Below are 17,350 nucleotides of genomic sequence, written 5' to 3'. Positions count from 1 at the left end.
TTATGTTACGTTGCTCAAATGTTAGGGAAAGGGTCTCCTCTTCCCGCATAAACCACCCTGAGCCTTCCACTCAATAGATGATATCTTTTCAGAAAAATGACCGATTTCTGAAAAAGATGTACTGACCTTATGTTATCATAACCACATCGTTACGATAATAGCCGAACACGAAGAGGAGGATCTTATGAACCCCATCCACTTAATGGAATCGAACAACCGCCGCCGTTTCATGGCAGACCTTCTGTTAGCCGATGAATCTGAAAGCATAATCGAAAGCTATATCGATGATGGTGTCTTCTATACCATTGATCTCGATGGTGTACATATTGGTGTCTGTTTGTTCGTTTTTCCTGAAGAGTACACGGTAGAAATTAAAAATATCGCCATACAGGAAGCCTTCCAAGGAAAAGGATTTGGGAAAAAAGTGATCCAGGCGTCCTGCACGCTTTTTCAAAAGCAAGGATACAAAGAAATGCGCGTCGGAACTTCTAATTCCAGTATTGAAAATATAGCCTTCTACCAGAAAGCAGGTTTCCGGTTCTACGAGATTCATCATGACTTCTTCTTACAATACTCAGATCCTTTTTATGAAAATGGGATAAGAGGGATGGACATGATCTATTTCCGCAAACCTTTAACCCCTTGATATAAAAGCTTCCACCTCCTACCACCAAGGTTAGCGCTTTTACTGCTCGCACGTCTGCAGACGATTCCCCTCCTTCCTATATGAAGCTGCATCCATTGACGGTGGGAGCAAATGGATGCAGTTTACGACCATTTCCCCAATCTATGATGCAGACCTATTTCCGTATCATCCTGCCGCTTGCGGTACCTGGTATTTTCACAACAGCATTCTTGTATTTATCGCCGCGTGGAATGAATTTCTTTTCGCACTCACTATCAATACCGAAGCCACAAAACCGTACCCGTCGGCATTGCGATGTTCCAGGGCCAGTACACCATTCCATGGGGAGAGATATCGGCCGCTACCGTCATTGTTACGGTCCCTCTTGTCATCATGGTGTTATTGTTCCAGCGCAGATATGTACCGGGACTGAATTCCGGTGCTGTAAAAGAATAAACCATAGCAAAAAGACTGCTCTTCTTTCGAGCAGTCTTTTTTTCAACCACATTTCTTTTACTCCATATTCCCCCCTACAGTCCCTGCCACTCAAAAAATCCTTTTGCAAAATGGATGTAGCACTAAAAAAGTTAATATACCTTTCATAAATTTCCAATATATGAACATGCTAATGAAAAACAACGGAGGTGTGAGCTTTTGAAGGGTAACAAAACAAATCATATAACTCCCCCTGATGCTCAGCCTCTTCATTCGTCATTGGATGATAATGTGAACGATCTCCGCACAACACTTGGAAACAGCTCAGACTTTGTGACCCGTCTTTTTTCCATTCATAAGACATCTGCCGCCATTCTTTATATGGATGGTCTCGTAGATAAGAATACCGTGCAAAACTTCATCTTGGAATCTCTTATGCTTGAGATCCCTGCAAAACGTCCTATAACACACCATCTATATGAGTCCATTAAAAAGGCTAACCTTCCCATTGGTGAATTGTCGGAAGTAGAAGACAAGCACGATCTATTGAAGAAGTTACTTTCTGGTGACACCATTCTGCTTCTGGATAAAGAAACAAAAGCTTTATCTATAAGTACAAAAGGATGGAGTGACAGGGGGGTTCAGGAGGCAACCTCAGAAAGCGTCATCCGCGGCCCGAAAGAAGCTTTCACTGAAACGATCCGGACCAATACGGCTCTGTTACGACGAAAAATCAAGGACCCTGACCTCAGAGTCGAAGCAAAAACCATCGGAAGGAAAACATGTACGGATGTTGCCATGGTTTATTTAGAAGGTACAGCTGAAAAAGAAGTCATTGAACAAGTGAATGAACGACTGGATCAAATTGATATCGATGCCGTTTTAGAAAGTGGTTATATAGAGGAATTCATTCAGGATGCACAATATTCCCCGTTTCCTACAGTCTATAATTCAGAAAAACCGGATGCCATTGCTGGGGGGATATTGGAAGGCAGAGTGGCTATCCTGATTGATGGTACGCCGAATGTCCTTTTAGTGCCTGCTCTCTTTGTGAATTTCATGCAGTCCAGTGAGGACTATTACCAAAGAGCAGATATCGGAACACTTGTGAGATTACTTCGATTGTTTTGTTTTTCAGTGGCCTTGTTTATGCCATCGTTATATATTGCATTTACAACGTTCCACCAGGAAATGATCCCCCCTCCTCTTTTGATCAGTCTTGCTTCTCAAAGGGAAGGGGTTCCTTTTCCAGCCTTTGTAGAAGCTTTAATGATGGAGTTGACCTTTGAAGTCCTTCGGGAAGCCGGGATCCGGCTGCCAAAACCCGTCGGTTCAGCTGTCTCTATTGTTGGGGCACTCGTACTCGGTCAATCAGCTGTCCAGGCGGGGCTTGTTTCTCCTGCCATGGTCATCGTAGTAGCCATCACAGCAATCAGCAGTTTCGTGTTCCCCGCTTACAATATGGCGATTTCGATCAGAATTCTTCGTTTTCCAATGATGATTCTGGCGGCTACTTTTGGGCTATTCGGTATCATATTAGGTATGATTGCCATCGTTTTTCATTTAAGCAGCTTAAAATCATTCGGAAAGCCTTATATGGCCCCTCTCGCACCTATGATAGGGAAAGACCAAAAAGATGTGTTGATCCGTTTACCCCATTGGGGCCTTCTTTCCCGACCAAGTTTCTTTACGAAAAGCGACCAAAAACGTGTCGATTCCACTTCAAAAGAGAGGTAGGAATGTAGATGAACCTATATAGTAAAGCGATCTTCCTGGCGGTTTGCCTCCTGCTTCTTTCAGGGTGTTGGAATAGTAAGGAGTTAGATGACCTTGGAATTGTCGTCGCTGTCGGAATCGATAAAACAGAAGATGACCAGTTCCTATTGGTCACGCAAGTCATCAACCCGTCAGAAATAGCGACTGATGCCCCGACAACAAGGCCGCCTGTTTCCATTTATGAATCTACAGGAGATTCCCTCTTCGAAGCTTTTCGGAATATGACAGAAAAGTCTCCGAGGAAAATGTATCTGTCACAACTACGCCTGCTTGTGATCGGAAGAGGATTGGCAGAGGAAGGCATCCTCCCATCTCTTGATGCTTTTTATAGAGACCATGAATTCCGTACCGCATTTTTTGTGACCATTGCCAAGGATACAGGAGTGAAAGATCTTTTGAAGGTCCTCACTCCATATGAAAAAATTCCTGCCAACAAACTCATGCATTCGATGGAAGCCGTACAAAGAAGTCTAGGAAGTTCAAAAGGGGTTGTCATTGATGAACTGATTGGTCAAATCCTTAGTAAAGGACAAAGCCCCGTTCTCCCAGGTCTGCTCATTGATGGGGATTCTGATATTGGTACTGCGATTGAGAATATAGAAAAAATAGACGCCCCTACACAATTACGCATTGATAACCTTGCCGTTATGGAAGAGGATCGATTGATCGGCTGGTTAACACCCGAGGAAAGCAAAGGCTTGAACTATATTACAGGCGACATGAAAAGTACAACCGTTTCATACCCTTGCGGTGATGAAGGACTTATTAGTGTAGAAGTGCTTCGGACAGACAAAAGTTCAAAAGCTAAGTTCGAGGATGGGGACCCTACCATATCCATTGAATTAGAATTGGAAGGTAATGTAGGAGAATTGGACTGCCCCATCGACCTTACGAAGGCAGAATCCATTGAAACCATTAATGGAGAAGTTGAAAAAAGGGTCAAGCAGAAGATGGAAGCTGCAATCAAGGCAGCGCAAGAAGACTTCGGGAGTGATATTTTCGGGTTCGGTAATCTCATCCACCGAAAAAATCCTGCCTACTGGAAGACCGTTGAAAAAAGTTGGAATAGCAAGTTCAAAGAGTTAAAGATCGACATTCAAGTCAAAGCCCAGATTCGAAGGAAAGGAAATTCCACCCAACCCATCACAAAAGAAGAATAGGTGTGATCAACATGTGGTCTATGGTCTCCATCATCGTTCTCGCCCTGGGTATTTTCTCCCTTGAATTTCCCAGGCTGCAAAAGAAAAACAGAAAAAAAGAGGCATGGTTTTTTACGATTTTCCTTCTTTCCTTCACAATCATTAGTGTGTTGGAAAGCTCGGAGGTTAATCTTCCGAACCCGCTCGACTTCATTCAAAGTTTCTATAAAATGATTGGATTCTAAACGATAAGAGGTGTAGATATGGATAATCAGACGATCAGCCCACGACAGTTTATGTTCTTAGTCATCTTGTTTTCTGTGGGAAGTTCCATTTTGATCGTCCCTACCCCGCTTACGGCGAACGCGAAACAGGATGCCTGGATGTCCATTTCCATTTCGGTTGCTGTTGGATTGATCCTTGTCGTTCTATACAATCACATCGCTACACTGATGAAAGGACAAACATTCGTCCAGGCCACAATTTCTGTTTTTGGAAACTGGCTGGGCCGGGTGTTGCTTTTTTTCTATCTCTCTTTCCTGTATATACTTGCCTCCCTTGTTTTAAGAAACATCGGCGATTTCATGACCACCCAAATCATTCCGGAAACACCCTTGCAGTTTACTCATATCCTTTTTCTGATCGTCGTCATATGGGGCGCTTATCTTGGACTAGAAGCCATTGGACGATCTTCAGAAATGTTTATGCCCTGGGTGGTACTTCTGTTGGTCTTTTTCACGATCTCATTGTCCCCGCAAATAAAAATGGAGAATTTACAACCGGTTCTTAGCAATGGAATCGTTCCTGTCCTGGAAACTTCTACATTTGTGATCGGCACACCATTATTAGAAATGGTCACTTTTCTTATGATCATCCCTTATGTCAAAGACGGGAAAACAAAGAAAAGAGCCTGGTTATTAGGTACTTTCATTGGTGGCGCTGTCTTAACGTTAATTACTCTCTTATGCATCCTCATTTTAGGCAGTGATTTGACGGCGTTGAACACCTATCCAAGCTACAAGTTAGCTCAAAAAATCAACATTGCCGGTTTTTTAGAAGGATTGGAGATTATCATCGCCATCATTTGGATGATTACAATCTTCTTCAAGATGGTCATCCTTTATTATTCAACCACTGTAGGAATTGCTCAATTTCTAACTATGGAAGACCACCGTCCTTTGTTGCTTCCCTTAGGCATGGGAATGGTTGTATTATCCATCATCGCCTACCCGGATGTTGCTTATTTTGAGACATTTATCAATGAAACATGGTTCCCCTATGCCATGACGCACGGCTTGATTATACCTTTAATTGTTTGGGCAGGATTGTTAGTCAAATCCAAGAAACAAACGAAACCCCAACATGACCGTTCGTAAAAAGCACCAAATCGAAATTCTGTTAAATGAAGAGCACAAATAAAAAAGCACAGGCATTTTTGCTGTGCTTTTTCGACGATCTTCTTAGCCGATTCAGTTCAAGGCCGCGAAGCCCTAAGCGTAAATTTGTATTCATCACTCTTGAAATAGTTTTCACTGTACTCAAAAATCGTTCCATCCACAAAGACACTATACAACTGAATCTTTAAAATCGGCATGGAATCCTCGACCGTAAGTGCTTCTGCAATATCCTTAGAAGGCAGAACCGGGATGACTTCCTGAAAGCTGTCTTTAATCTTCATCCCAACCTCCTCCTCAATATAATCATATTTCGACCCGGTCATAATCCCATAGGAAAGGTTCGGAAACATGGAAACAGGTAAATACGTATCCTCAACGACATAAGGAATATCATCGACAAGTCTCTGACGGCGGACGTAAAACACTTTATCCCCGTCCCCAAGCTTGAGCATTCGTTTCACATGATCATCCGCTTCTTTCAATTCAAAGTGAAGGATTTTGTTTACGGGTTCTTTATTTAAACGTCTCATTTCTTCTGTGAAACTCAACAGTTCGAAAATGTTGTGTTCAATCTTCTGCTCTTTCACATACGTACCGCTCCCCTGTACCTTCTCAAGAAGCCCCTCTTCGACAAGACCTTTGATGGCCTGTCTCACTGTTACACGGGAGGCTTCGTATCTTTCTGAAAGATGCATTTCTGTTGGGATTGCTTCTCCTTCTTTCCATATTCCCGATTGGATTTCCTCTTTGATTTGTTGAGCAATTCTACGATACAAAGGCGCAGCCATTTTTATTCCTCCTATAACTAGTGACCTGTGTGATGTGGGAATGTGGCGCCCCAACCCCACATTTCAAACCAGGCCAACACCTATCTCTACCATCATTATAACGAAATGTTGCAAAAAATACGATACAAATGTTGACGCTTTCAGTAATATGTATTATATTCATATTAAGTTAAAAATAAAACAAATATAATACCTTTATTGGAGGTCTAAAATATGAAAAAACAAAACCTTGTCGTCGTCGGTGGCGGCAGCACCTACACTATCGGGATGATCATGAGTCTTGTTGCAGAAAAAGAACAGTTTCCATTGAAAACGATTACTTTTTACGACACCAATGCTGAACGTCAAGAGAAGATTGCAAAAGCATCAGAAATCATCCTTCGTGAAAAGTACCCTGAACTGGAAAGCTTCCACTACACAACAGATAAAGAAGATGCTCTGACAAACGCAGATTTTGTTTTCGTTCAAATTCGGACAGGCGGTCTCGCGATGCGTGAGCAGGATGAGCAAATTCCTTTGAACCATGGAGCCGTCGGCCAGGAAACGTGCGGACCAGGTGGAATGGCATACGGACTGCGTTCCATCGGGGACATGATCGATCTTGTCAACGACATTCGTCATTATTCTCCTGATGCCTGGATTTTAAACTACACGAACCCGGCAGCGATTGTTGCAGAAGCACTTCGTCGCGAGTTCCCAGAAGATAAAAAGCTTTTGAACATTTGCGATATGCCTGCAGCGATCATGGTCAGTTACGCAGGGATCCTTGGAAAAGACGTCTTCGACCTTGTTCCTGAATACTTCGGCCTGAACCACTTCGGCTGGTTCACGAAAATTCTCGATAAGGATGGAAACGATCACACGGACACGATCAAACGTGCCATCACGGAGGACGGCTTTATTCCTGAAGATGCAGAGATCGCCAACGACCCTTCCTGGATCAAAACGTTCAAACAGGTAGAGCAAATGGTGACAGACTTCCCTGAATACCTGCCGAACACGTATTTGCAATATTATCTCTATCCTTCTCAAATGGTTGAAAAAGAAGACGTGGCCAATACACGTGCCCGCCAAGTCATCAATGGTCGTGAAAAACGCGTGCACACCCTCGCTGATCAAATCATTGCAGATGATACAACGGCTAACGTTGAACTTGAAGTGGACATTCATGGACGTTACATGATTCGTGTAGCCGCATCTATGGCTTACAATAACGGAGACATTTTTATCGTCATGGTTGAAAACAATGGTACAATCGCCAACCTTCCAGACGATGCGATGGTAGAAGTTCCTGCGATGATTACCAACCGCGGACCAAAGCCATTTGCCGTCGGAAACATTTCTACTTTCTATAAAGGGTTGATCGAAGGGCAGCTAGCATACGAGAAACTGGTCGTTGATGCCTACTATGAAAATAGCTATGAAAAAGCGCTGCAGGCGCTGACCTTGAACCGTACAGTTGTAGATGCACCTCGCGCCCGCAAAATTTTGGATGACATGATTGAAGCGAACCAACAGTACTGGCCTGAATTGCATGCCAACAAACAGCTTGTGACATCGAAATAAACCATAGGAACCCCGGCCCATTCCGGGGTCTCCTCTCCATCAAATAAGAAAGCGTTTCCCTATAAAGGAGGATCAGAAGTGAAGAAATACTTTGGAAGCTTACAGAAGTTCGGCAAATCACTGATGGTTCCCGTCGCCTTGCTCCCCGCCGCCGGTATATTGCTGGGATTCGGAGCTGCGTTGACAGGACCACTCGCTGATTCACTCACTTTTCTACAGAATGACATCATTCAACTCATTGGTAACGGAATGTCAGATATCGGAATCAGTATCTTTAACAACCTGGCTGTCATATTCGCTATCGGTGTGGCCATTGGTTTAACAGGGGGTTCGGGTATTGCTGCCTTAGCTGCCCTGCTCGGTTATATCATTATGAACAAAACGATTTCTTTCGCCTTAGGGATCACACCTGAAATGGTCAGTGAAAGTGGAGAATATGGCATGGCACTCGGTATTCCGACACTGGAAACAGGTGTCCTTGGCGGAATTGTCGTCGGGCTCTTAGCCGTTTGGATTTATAACAAGTTCCATGAGTTTGATCCTCCAGAAGTACTCGGCTTTTTTGCCGGTGACCGTTCTGTTGGGATCGCCATGGTCTTCTCGTCCATTTTCCTTGCACTGGCCATGATGATTGTATGGCCACCGATTCAAGGGGGCATCAACGCTGTTGCCAACGTCATCGCCAACGGGGCGACAAACCCCTTATACATCGGTCTATACGGTTTCTTAGAACGTGCATTGATCCCAACAGGCCTGCACCACATCTGGTATGCTCCCTTCCTATGGACCTCTCTAGGCGGGACGGCAGAAGTAGCTGGCAGTGCCGTGTCCGGTGACCAGTACATCTTCCTTGCACAGATTGCGGAAGGGGTCGAAGTTACAGCCGGCCGCTTCATGGCAGGTAAATTCCCTGTCATCATGTTCGGACTATTAGGAGCTGCGCTCGCGATGTACCGCCGCGCAGATAAGAAGAATCAGCCTGTCGTGAAAGGGATGCTCATTGCTGCTGCAGGTACTGCCTTTTTGACAGGAATCACAGAGCCGATCGAATTCACATTCTTATTCGTTGCACCATTGCTGTTCGTCTTTCACGCATTTCTTGCCGGGATTTCGTTTGCCGTGATGTACATGCTTGATGTTCACCTCGGCTGGGCAGGCGGTTCTGGATTGATCGACTTTATCCTCGTCAATGCGCTTCCGGGTACCGGAAACTGGTGGATAAACCTTGTTGCAGGTGCTGTATTCTTCGTCATCTATTATTTCTCTTTCTCCTTTGCTATTAAAAAGTGGGACCTCGCTACACCAGGTCGTGGAGGACAAGAGAACAAGCTTTACACACGTAAAGATTTCAACGAGCAGAAGAAAGGCGGCAAAGGTAGTCAAACAAAAGAGACAGCTGCTGCCATCATGGAAGCTCTTGGTGGAGAATCAAACTTGAAGCACGTCGACGCTTGCTTTACAAGATTGCGTGTGGAAGTTTCTGAAGTAGGTCAAATTAATGAAGACCGCTTAAAGGAACTTGGAGCGGCAGGGGTTGTTAAAGTAGACCACAATATCCAAGCTATCTTCGGAGGGCGCTCCGACCTTTACAAGAATGAAATCAATAGAATTATAAAAGAGTCGAATGCATCTTAGGTCTTTGATTAATATCCTGTGATTTTATTAATATATGACTCAAGCGACCATCGCCAATTTACATTCACTACTAAAAAAGGAGTCCCTAACTAGTTAGGGACTCCTTTTTCAACCTTACATTTATCCTTTTTCACATAATCTCCCGATTGTTGAAGACTCAGTTTCGAGACTTTTGTTAGGTGGATGGGGGCTGCGGGGAATAGCTCGCTTTCCGCGGGAGCGCGGTGAGCCTCCTCGGACTGCGTCCTGTGGGGTCTCACCAAGCACTTTTTTCCCGCAGGAGTCTCGCCATCCCCCTCCGCCCCTTTGCTATATAACTATCTCGAAACCACTTTCCAATCTTCAGCTTTTCAGTTTAATGGGAGTATAAGGATGAAACTCCCATGCTGAGGGGATTAAACCCTGTACGCTTGATACAGACCATTTTATGCCTACCACAATCGGGATAGAGGAAGACCTTCCAACTTGGCAAAGGGGTTCGTTATCACCTTTTATCGAATGGGGTGGTTGGGAAGCTGCGAGACTCCCGTGGGAGAAAGGAGATCGGCGAGATCCCACAGGGCGTAGCCCGAGGAAGCTTGCCACTCCCCCACAGGAAAGCGAGTTGCTTCCCAGCCACCCCTGGCGCACAATCCACGTAACGAACCCTGGAAAGTCTCGAAACTGAGTCTTCAACTTTCCTACCATTTTGTTTATTAAATTAGTAGTGGGTATTGTGTCTATTACATAGCTAAGCTTTTAAAAAGGACATTTACTCCAATCCAGCCGAATTTGAGTCCGTAATAGATAAGAATCAGGCTCGCTATCCCCTGGATCCATTTCAATAGTGAAGAATTTACGAGGTACCTCCCAAAATGAACAAAAAATGCTAAATTGGCATTCCACAAACCAATTCCAAGAAAAACCATGGAACTGATGATGAACGATCGAAACATGTTATCCTCCTGCAGAGCACCACTCAACACGGATCCATAGATACTGATCCAAAACAAAAGATTCATTGGATTCGTTCCTGCAATAATTACTCCTCTAACATAGGAGAGTAGAGCTTGACCTTTATGGCGACGTTCATAGTCTTCCTCCACTCTCCATTCTTCTCTAGCGGACAGGCTCGTCCAACCTGCATGAACCAAGACGATACAGCCAACGAGCATTAAAGCAACCTGCACCCATGTCCACGTCAAAAATATACCCATTCCAAAAAACATAGCCGCCATGAGCAACAAATCGGAAGACATTCCTCCAAGTCCTACACAAAAAGCAGACCAGAACCCATAGGTAAGACCTCTTCTCATGATTTCTATATTGATCGGCCCGACAGGTGCTGCTATGGATAGTCCTAGTAGAATAGAGCTTGCAATTAACCCAACCAAATCCTCCCCCCTTTTAATAACGAGTCTCAAAAAAGAGGAACGATAAGCTCGTCCCTCTGTGCTATTTTAATCAACAACAATATAGGCAATCATTGGACCATCCGAAGCGATTTCAGAATGAGTTGTGCAGATCAGACGATAAATGCCTTCTTTTTTGAATTGAAGATCTACGACCGTCTCTTTCCCTTGCTCCACCACGCCTTTGACATCCGTACCTTCAATGTAAAAAGGATGCTCTTTTCCATTCACTCCATAGATACTCAGTTTAAAAGGTTCATCTTTTTCCACAAAGATCGTTCCCGGATCCCAACGGTAAGCTTCAATTTCTTTTCCATCAGCCGTCTCCGCCTTAAATTCACCTGTCACCAGGTTGATGACCCTGGGTTCTCCATTCACAGGCTCTGTGGAGGTCGAGATGGCTCCTTTCCAGAAAAAGCTCCCAATAAAATAAGCAGCAAAAGCGATAATAATGGCACCTAAAAGCAGGCCGACTTTTCGTGCAGACAAAATCCACGCATCCATGCCATACCCCTCCTATCTTTCGTTAGTTCATTTATATGCAAAGGGACACCGAAAACTTGTCTACTTTTTAAAGAAAAGCTCCCGTTTGTGGAAAACTCATTTTCGAGATTTTTGTTGAGTGTATGGGGGCTGCGGGGAATGACTCGCTTTCCGCGGGAGCGCGGTGAGCCTCCTCGGACTACGTCCTGTGGGGTCTCACCATGCACTTTTTTCCCGCAGGAGTCTCGCCATTCCCCTCCGTCCCTTTGCCATGAAAGATTCTCAAAACCACTATTAAAAAGTCAGCTCGTATGATTATGGGAAGTGGATTATAGAATATCTCCATAGCACTTAAAAGCTGATCCAGAGCGCTTGATACCTCTAACAGTTGGACGGTGGAAGACCATCCAACTTTGTACAGGGGTTCGTTTCTCTCTTACATCGAAAGGGGTGGTTGGGAAGCTGCGAGACTCCCGTGGGAGAAAGGAGATCGGCGAGATCCCGCAGGGCGGTAGCCCGAGGAAGCTCGGCACTCCCCCACAGGAAAGCGAGTAGCTTCCCAACCACCCCTGACGCTCAACTTGGGCAACGAGCCCCGGAAAGTCTCGAAACTAAGTATTTTACAATCCTGCCATTATACAGAATAAAAGAACCACACCTGAGGCGTGGTTCTTTTGGTTAATAGAATATTTTCGGGTCGATCCATTCCGTGTAAGGCGAAGATTCTTCAGGGGTCGTTGAGTCAAGTAGTAAGGATCCGCATTTTTGGTCAAATTTAAAAGGGATAGCCTGCCTATAGTCGGAAGGGTGGATATCTGCATTTCGATATTCTGTAAACGGACGGTCAAGCGGTTGGTCTTCGATATAATCTTTCTTTAACTCTTCTATAACGATACGGCCGACTTGCCTGCCCAAGCGCAACCCCTCGTCATTGTCCACAGGGTAGTGTACGCCGGCGTATAGCCTTGAGCGAGCATTTTCTTCAGCAATTTCCCGTAGTTTTCTTCTTTCCGCAGGAAAGAAATAACTGAGGATAATTTCTGCAGCCCCGGAAATCGTTGCGTGGCCTGATGGATAAGAAGGATGTTTCGGTGTACAAATAACAGTCCGTAATTGAGGGTCCAACTGATTGGGGCGCGGTACCAGCCAGCGGTATTTCAATGACCAGCACACAACGAAGGCATCATTCATTCCGCTGAAAACAGCCCCTAAAATGCGAGCGGCTCTTGGGGCTTCTACACCATAAGTATCAATCAGACGGTCAACGATAGGGAGCCACTGTTTTGATGCTGCCCCCTCTCCCCAGTACATAGCTATTTTCCTTTGATCCGCTGTCAAATGAGCTAAAGTTTCTTTGACTACCTTCAGCTCCCTATGCCAGTCAATGGTTTCTGGATCTTTGATAGCTAACCGTATCGGAGTCCCATCCAACGTTTTAAACCCGTACCTGCGGCTGTGTTCAATAAAATAGGTCTTCCATTTCCCGGCTTCAAACTCCACCCCTTCGTTCGTTAATGGTGGGTGGCTTTCGCCCGCATAAGGCAGATCGGTCCAGTAAGGATACGGTTGATTTAGTGACATGGTCACCCCTCCCTTTTCCTCATCTTATGCGACTGGATGGGCGAAGGTGTGAGACTTAACCGTACCCTCTTTGATTTTTATCCGATGTTTGAGCTCGAATGAGAGCTGCATATTCTCCGCCATGCGCCATAAGTGTCCGATGGTCTCCTTTTTCAACGATCTTTCCACTCTTAAGTACGAGAATAACATCTGCTGAGCGTATGGTATGCAGACGGTGAGCAATGACAAAACTCGTCCGCCCTTTCATTAAATTGGTGAGTCCGGCATTTATCTTCATTTCTGTAACTGTATCGATGCTGCTTGTCGCTTCATCTAATATCAACAAGGAGGGGTCTGCAATCATGGCCCGAGCAATGGAAAGCAACTGTCTTTGTCCATGACTTACCCCTTTTCCATCTGAATCAAGGATCGTATCGTATCCGTTTGGTAGCTGAGTTATGAATTCATGGGCCATAGCAGACTTGGCAGCCTGTTCAACCTCAGCATCTGTAGCATCCAGTCGACCGTAACGGATGTTTTCCCTTATAGTCGTATGAAACATAGTGGCATCCTGCAGGACTACCCCCATCCTGCTCCTCAGACTGTCTCTTTTCACGCTTTTCAGGTCAACGCCATCCAGCAGGATCTTACCCGAGTCCGGGTCGTAGAACCGTGACAGCAATGAAATGATTGTCGTTTTCCCTGCACCTGTAGGGCCTACGAGTGCTACCGTTTGTCCAGCTCTTGCTTCAAAAGTGATATCCGAAAGCGTCTTCTGATCTTCTTCATAAGAAAAATCGACATGCTCAAACCGGATATTACCCTGGATATCTGAAACGTCTTGTGCCTTGTCTTCGTCCAGCCTCTCTTCTTTTTCATCAAGGACCTGAAATACTCTGTCTGCCCCGGCTACGGCTGATAAAATCATATTGAACTGGTTGGCAAGATCGTTTAACGGGCGTGTGAATTGGCGGGAATAGGTGGTAAACGTGACGATGATCCCTATGGATATCGAGCCATTGAGAGCAAGAATCCCACCTGCTCCGACGATGATCGCAAAACTTACATTATTCAACATGTTCATCAGCTTTGGAATAAAACCTGTGTACACTTGTGCATAGTATCCAGACGTTCGTAATGCTTTATTTTTTTCTCCGAACTCACTAATGACATCTTCTTCTTTGGAAAACATTTTTATGATGGACTGCCCAGAGAACATTTCCTCTACATAGCCATTCACTTCACCGAGGTCCTTTTGTTGCTTTTTAAAATAGGGACCCGTTCGGTTTGTAATCCATTTCATCCCAAAGTACATAACAGGAATGATGGTCAAGGTCAGCAGTGTAAGCATAGGACTTAACCAAAGCATAATGATCAATGTACCGGTAATCGTCAATAAACTCGTGAAGAATTGAACGATTGCTGTATTTAAGGTCCGACTTACGTTTTCAATATCGTTCGTAAGCCTGCTCATCAACTCCCCTTGCTGCATTTTTTGAAAGAAAAGAACAGGGAGCAGCTGAACATGCGAAAAAAGCTGCGACCTCATTGACTGGACCGCGTTTTGAGCAATCCCGATCATCCAATAGTTTTGCAGCCAGAGGAAAAGAGAATGAAACAAGTAGACAATCAATAAGCTCCCCAGCATGATAAGAAGGGTATCTGATTCAGGACTTTCTATGACCATGTCAACGGTAAGTCCCAGAAGATAAGGACCCAATAAAGACAAAGAGGAACTGATCAGGATCGCAGCCAATACGATGATAAACCTTACTCTTTCCTCCGCCATGTAAAACCAGATTCTCCTAAGTGTACCCCCGAGGTTTTCAACTTTCGGAGGTTTTGAACCAAGTCCGTGAGGATGGCCCATTTTCGGTTTAGAATGTCTACTCATGACGTAACCCCCTCTTGTTGGGATTGATGGATTTCAGCGTAATATTCACTTTGCTGAAGCAGTTCGTCATGCGTACCCTGGGCGATGATTTCCCCTTGGTGAAGGATTAGAATGAGATCTGCTTTTTGGATTGAACTGACTTTTTGAGCAACAAGAAACACGGTACATGGCTGGTCGTCCAAACTGCGTAAAAGCCTTTTTTCGGTATGAGCATCCAGAGCACTCGTACTATCGTCCAAGATCAAAATCCGCGGCTGGCGCACAAGGGCTCGTGCGATCGAGAGACGCTGTTTCTGTCCCCCAGAGAAGACGACCCCTTTTTGTCCGATTTGTGTCTCATAACCGTTTGGTAAGGCGGCGATGAAATCATGAATCTGCGCCTGCTTAGCCGCTTTCACAACCTCAGCGTATGTTGCATCCCGTTTTCCCCAGGAAATATTTTCCTTTACCGTCCCTGAAAACAAATGAACTTCTTGGGGGACAAGACTGATTTGCTTTCTTATCTTTTTCACATGGAGATTCTCGATATCCACTCCATCCAAAAAGAGTTGGCCTGCATTTTTTTCATACAATCGGGGTATTAAATGAAGCAAAGATGTTTTTCCGGCACCCGTTTCTCCGATAATACCGACAGTGGTTCCCGGCAACGCATGGAAGTTCAGATCTCTAAGTACAGTGTAACCACCTCTTTGAAGAGAGACATTGCGGAAGCGCACCGCGCCCTCCAACTCTTTGTCTTCGCCTGATGTATCCTCATCTGTGTGTTGATGCAGCACCTCTGTGATTCTCTCAGCAGAGGCCTGCCCCCGTGAGATGACCATGATCAAGAATGTAAAAACAGAAAAAGTAAACAGTATTCTTGTCGCGTAGTTAATGATGGCGACCAGTTCACCAGCATCCAAGCCTGCGTTCCTCAGTATTTGTGAGCCAGCAAAAAGGAGAACAAGGATGACGATATTCATTCCGAACATGACCACAGGCATAGCCACTTCCATGAGCCATAATGCTTTTTTATTTTGAAGAACCAACGATTCATTCGCCTGTTGAAATCTCTTCTCTTCCTGCTCTTTTCTATTGAAGCCTTTAATCAAGCGAATTCCAGCGATATTTTCCCGAATGATCGTATTGAGCCCATCGAGTCTCTGCTGAACTACCTTAAACCACTTGATTCCTTTTGTAAGAAGGAAGAATAAAAACAATAAAAACACAGGTACACTACTCAGTAGAAGGAGTGCAAGTTCTACATCAATTGTAAAGGCCATTACTAAAGCAAAAATGATAAAAAGCGGAGCCCTGAGCCCAATCCTCACAAACATGAACAGTAAATTTTGAATTTGGATCACATCATTGGTGATCCTTGTGACCAGGCTCGGAGTCGTAACGTTTTGGAAATGACGGGCTGAAAACTCCTGGACTTTAGCAAATAGATCGTTTCTCAAATCATAACCAACCCCCTGACTCAGGTCGGCAGCAAAGAAAGAATTGGTCACACCGGCGGTAAAAGCGATCAATGATAAACCTAAAAGCACGCAGCCCCATATTAAAACGGCATTAAAGTCTTCGGCTATGATTCCTTCATCAATGATTTTAGCCATGAGTATGGGCTGAGCCAGTTCAACCAATAATTCTATGAACATAAGAAGAAGGGCGATTGATGCAGACCTTTTATAAGGAAAGGTATAAGAAAAAATCGTACGCATACAAAATCCTCCAAACGTGGATCAAATCTATAGACCTGTTATACAGATCCAGAATGTCTTTCATTTATTAAAATGTGATGTTCTTGCATGGTTTGAGACTCTGGAAAGATTTCGTTATACAAAAAATAACAAGTCCAGCTATTTCAGTATAACTTTTGTATAATACTAACCCTTCTGCTGATGTGCGCCACTGAGCCAAAAACACGGACTTACATGTTGATTATTCACAATCGGTTAAGTCATAATAGGCAATGTACACGCACATTTATGTAAGTACTTGTTACCCGTATAAAAAGCAAATAGAATTATAGTAATAGTATTTTCCCGAACAAACAGGAAGGTGATCCATTAATGGACAACATAAAACCGATTTTCCCCATTTCTGAAGAATTGTTAGAACTCGTGGACTTGTTAAATCAAGTCTCGGAATCGGAAGAAGAAAACGTCATCCCTCAGACCATGACGGTATTGAACAAAGTTTATGCCCAGGGGATATTGGAAGGCTACGAAAAAGCCATGCAAAAACAAGGACAAATAACAAAAAAATAACGTGAGGTGAAAACAGATGAAGGAAGATGGGATCGGCCTTGATGTTACTCTTGAAGTGGTATGCGGAAAGTGGAAAGGGTTAATTCTTTGGAAACTCATCCACGAAAATCATCTGCGTTTTAATGCACTGCGGCGGTCCCTTGATGGAAACATCTCTTCCCGAATTCTTGCCAGAGAGTTAAAGAAGCTCATCCATGATGGCTTGGTCGAACGTATCGATTATGAAACCGTGCCTCCCAGAGTAGAGTATCGTGTGACACCTTATGGGCGGACAACAGCCTCTTTCCTGGAGAAGATGAACGAATGGGGCATCCACCATAAGCGAAGGGCGGACCAGCAAGAAAGTCTACCTGACGTAACGAATCAATTAAAAGAACAATAGAAAAAAGAGGCACATATGCCGGTGAGTGCC

At 44.4% G+C, this 17,350-nt stretch carries 15 protein-coding genes and 1 pseudogene; 10 read left to right on the top strand and 6 right to left on the bottom strand.

All coding sequences use genetic code 11. The annotated features are described in order from the left end of the window. Nucleotides 1-103 precede the first annotated feature (103 nt). The 6 genes and pseudogenes from GLW00_RS01420 to GLW00_RS01395 all read left to right on the top strand — a co-directional run bounded on the left by GLW00_RS01420 (nucleotide 104) and on the right by GLW00_RS01395 (nucleotide 5,351). Nucleotides 104-646: a GNAT family N-acetyltransferase gene (locus GLW00_RS01420; protein ID WP_335808438.1), complete on the top strand. Its 543-nt coding sequence runs from the start codon at nucleotides 104-106 to the stop codon at nucleotides 644-646. A gap of 146 nt (nucleotides 647-792) precedes the next feature. Continuing rightward, nucleotides 793-1,081, top strand: a pseudogene (locus tag GLW00_RS20600) (ABC transporter permease subunit); the annotation flags it as partial. 198 nt (nucleotides 1,082-1,279) lie between these two features. After that, on the top strand, nucleotides 1,280-2,797 hold the full coding sequence (locus GLW00_RS01410) for a spore germination protein (protein WP_160910694.1): 1,518 nt from the start codon (nucleotides 1,280-1,282) through the stop codon (nucleotides 2,795-2,797). Between the two features lie 8 nt (nucleotides 2,798-2,805). After that, nucleotides 2,806-3,996: a Ger(x)C family spore germination protein gene (locus tag GLW00_RS01405; protein ID WP_160910693.1), complete on the top strand. Its 1,191-nt coding sequence runs from the start codon at nucleotides 2,806-2,808 to the stop codon at nucleotides 3,994-3,996. 11 nt (nucleotides 3,997-4,007) lie between these two features. Next, nucleotides 4,008-4,220, top strand: coding sequence for a hypothetical protein (locus GLW00_RS01400; RefSeq protein WP_160910692.1), 213 nt, complete (start codon nucleotides 4,008-4,010; stop codon nucleotides 4,218-4,220). Between the two features lie 18 nt (nucleotides 4,221-4,238). Continuing rightward, nucleotides 4,239-5,351 carry a GerAB/ArcD/ProY family transporter gene (locus GLW00_RS01395; RefSeq protein WP_160910691.1) on the top strand — a complete coding sequence of 371 codons (1,113 nt, stop codon included), beginning with the start codon at nucleotides 4,239-4,241 and terminating at the stop codon, nucleotides 5,349-5,351. Between the two features lie 98 nt (nucleotides 5,352-5,449). Here GLW00_RS01395 and GLW00_RS01390 read toward each other — a convergent pair whose 3' ends face one another. Next, a complete protein-coding gene (locus GLW00_RS01390; protein ID WP_160910690.1) occupies nucleotides 5,450-6,160 on the bottom strand; it encodes a GntR family transcriptional regulator in 711 nt (236 codons plus the stop codon). A 213-nt stretch (nucleotides 6,161-6,373) separates the two neighbouring features. On the opposite strand from GLW00_RS01390, the gene GLW00_RS01385 reads away from it, so the two are divergent. Next, on the top strand, nucleotides 6,374-7,726 hold the full coding sequence (locus GLW00_RS01385; RefSeq protein WP_160910689.1) for a 6-phospho-alpha-glucosidase: 1,353 nt from the start codon (nucleotides 6,374-6,376) through the stop codon (nucleotides 7,724-7,726). 78 nt (nucleotides 7,727-7,804) lie between these two features. Then, nucleotides 7,805-9,361 (top strand): PTS transporter subunit EIIC, encoded by a 1,557-nt coding sequence (locus GLW00_RS01380; RefSeq protein WP_160910688.1) that lies wholly within the window; start codon nucleotides 7,805-7,807, stop codon nucleotides 9,359-9,361. A 722-nt stretch (nucleotides 9,362-10,083) separates the two neighbouring features. Here GLW00_RS01380 and GLW00_RS01375 read toward each other — a convergent pair. The 5 genes from GLW00_RS01375 to GLW00_RS01355 form a co-directional block, all read right to left on the bottom strand. Then, nucleotides 10,084-10,734 carry a LysE family translocator gene (locus tag GLW00_RS01375; RefSeq protein WP_160910687.1) on the bottom strand — a complete coding sequence of 217 codons (651 nt, stop codon included), beginning with the start codon at nucleotides 10,732-10,734 and terminating at the stop codon, nucleotides 10,084-10,086. A 66-nt stretch (nucleotides 10,735-10,800) separates the two neighbouring features. After that, entirely contained in the window at nucleotides 10,801-11,256 is a 456-nt protein-coding gene (locus tag GLW00_RS01370; RefSeq protein ID WP_160910686.1) for a cupredoxin domain-containing protein, read from the bottom strand. A 657-nt stretch (nucleotides 11,257-11,913) separates the two neighbouring features. Further along, on the bottom strand, nucleotides 11,914-12,816 hold the full coding sequence (locus GLW00_RS01365; RefSeq protein WP_160910685.1) for a phosphatase PAP2 family protein: 903 nt from the start codon (nucleotides 12,814-12,816) through the stop codon (nucleotides 11,914-11,916). Nucleotides 12,817-12,871: 55 nt separating this feature from the next. Continuing rightward, on the bottom strand, nucleotides 12,872-14,689 hold the full coding sequence (locus GLW00_RS01360; RefSeq protein ID WP_237417391.1) for an ABC transporter ATP-binding protein: 1,818 nt from the start codon (nucleotides 14,687-14,689) through the stop codon (nucleotides 12,872-12,874). Further along, nucleotides 14,686-16,389, bottom strand: a complete 1,704-nt coding sequence (locus tag GLW00_RS01355) for an ABC transporter ATP-binding protein (protein WP_160910684.1) — start codon at nucleotides 16,387-16,389, stop codon at nucleotides 14,686-14,688. Before GLW00_RS01355 ends, GLW00_RS01360 begins: the two co-directional genes overlap by 4 nt. Before the next feature lie 351 nt (nucleotides 16,390-16,740). Between GLW00_RS01355 and GLW00_RS01350 the strand changes: the two genes are divergently transcribed. Together GLW00_RS01350 and GLW00_RS01345 are read left to right on the top strand one after the other, a co-directional pair. Continuing rightward, nucleotides 16,741-16,938, top strand: a complete 198-nt coding sequence (locus GLW00_RS01350; RefSeq protein WP_160910683.1) for a hypothetical protein — start codon at nucleotides 16,741-16,743, stop codon at nucleotides 16,936-16,938. A gap of 16 nt (nucleotides 16,939-16,954) precedes the next feature. After that, nucleotides 16,955-17,320 carry a winged helix-turn-helix transcriptional regulator gene (locus GLW00_RS01345; RefSeq protein ID WP_160910682.1) on the top strand — a complete coding sequence of 122 codons (366 nt, stop codon included), beginning with the start codon at nucleotides 16,955-16,957 and terminating at the stop codon, nucleotides 17,318-17,320. Nucleotides 17,321-17,350 lie beyond the last annotated feature (30 nt).

Source organism: Halobacillus litoralis, assembly GCF_009856445.1.
In the GTDB taxonomy this organism is placed as follows: domain Bacteria; phylum Bacillota; class Bacilli; order Bacillales; family Halobacillaceae; genus Halobacillus; species Halobacillus litoralis.
Note: the sequence above shows the minus strand (reverse complement) of the source record. Positions and strands in the feature narration are given on the sequence as shown.

Excerpts from the sequence above, each read along its gene's own strand:
- GLW00_RS01405 (WP_160910693.1), top strand. The coding sequence starts at position 2,806 with ATGAACCTATATAGTAAAGCGATCTTCCTGGCGGTTTGCCTCCTGCTT.
- GLW00_RS01400 (WP_160910692.1), top strand. The coding sequence starts at position 4,008 with ATGTGGTCTATGGTCTCCATCATCGTTCTCGCCCTGGGTATTTTCTCC.
- GLW00_RS01395 (WP_160910691.1), top strand. The coding sequence starts at position 4,239 with ATGGATAATCAGACGATCAGCCCACGACAGTTTATGTTCTTAGTCATC.
- GLW00_RS01390 (WP_160910690.1), bottom strand. The coding sequence starts at position 6,160 with ATGGCTGCGCCTTTGTATCGTAGAATTGCTCAACAAATCAAAGAGGAA.
- GLW00_RS01385 (WP_160910689.1), top strand. The coding sequence starts at position 6,374 with ATGAAAAAACAAAACCTTGTCGTCGTCGGTGGCGGCAGCACCTACACT.
- GLW00_RS01370 (WP_160910686.1), bottom strand. The coding sequence starts at position 11,256 with ATGGATGCGTGGATTTTGTCTGCACGAAAAGTCGGCCTGCTTTTAGGT.
- GLW00_RS01365 (WP_160910685.1), bottom strand. The coding sequence starts at position 12,816 with ATGTCACTAAATCAACCGTATCCTTACTGGACCGATCTGCCTTATGCG.
- GLW00_RS01360 (WP_237417391.1), bottom strand. The coding sequence starts at position 14,689 with ATGAGTAGACATTCTAAACCGAAAATGGGCCATCCTCACGGACTTGGT.
- GLW00_RS01355 (WP_160910684.1), bottom strand. The coding sequence starts at position 16,389 with ATGCGTACGATTTTTTCTTATACCTTTCCTTATAAAAGGTCTGCATCA.
- GLW00_RS01350 (WP_160910683.1), top strand. The coding sequence starts at position 16,741 with ATGGACAACATAAAACCGATTTTCCCCATTTCTGAAGAATTGTTAGAA.
- GLW00_RS01345 (WP_160910682.1), top strand. The coding sequence starts at position 16,955 with ATGAAGGAAGATGGGATCGGCCTTGATGTTACTCTTGAAGTGGTATGC.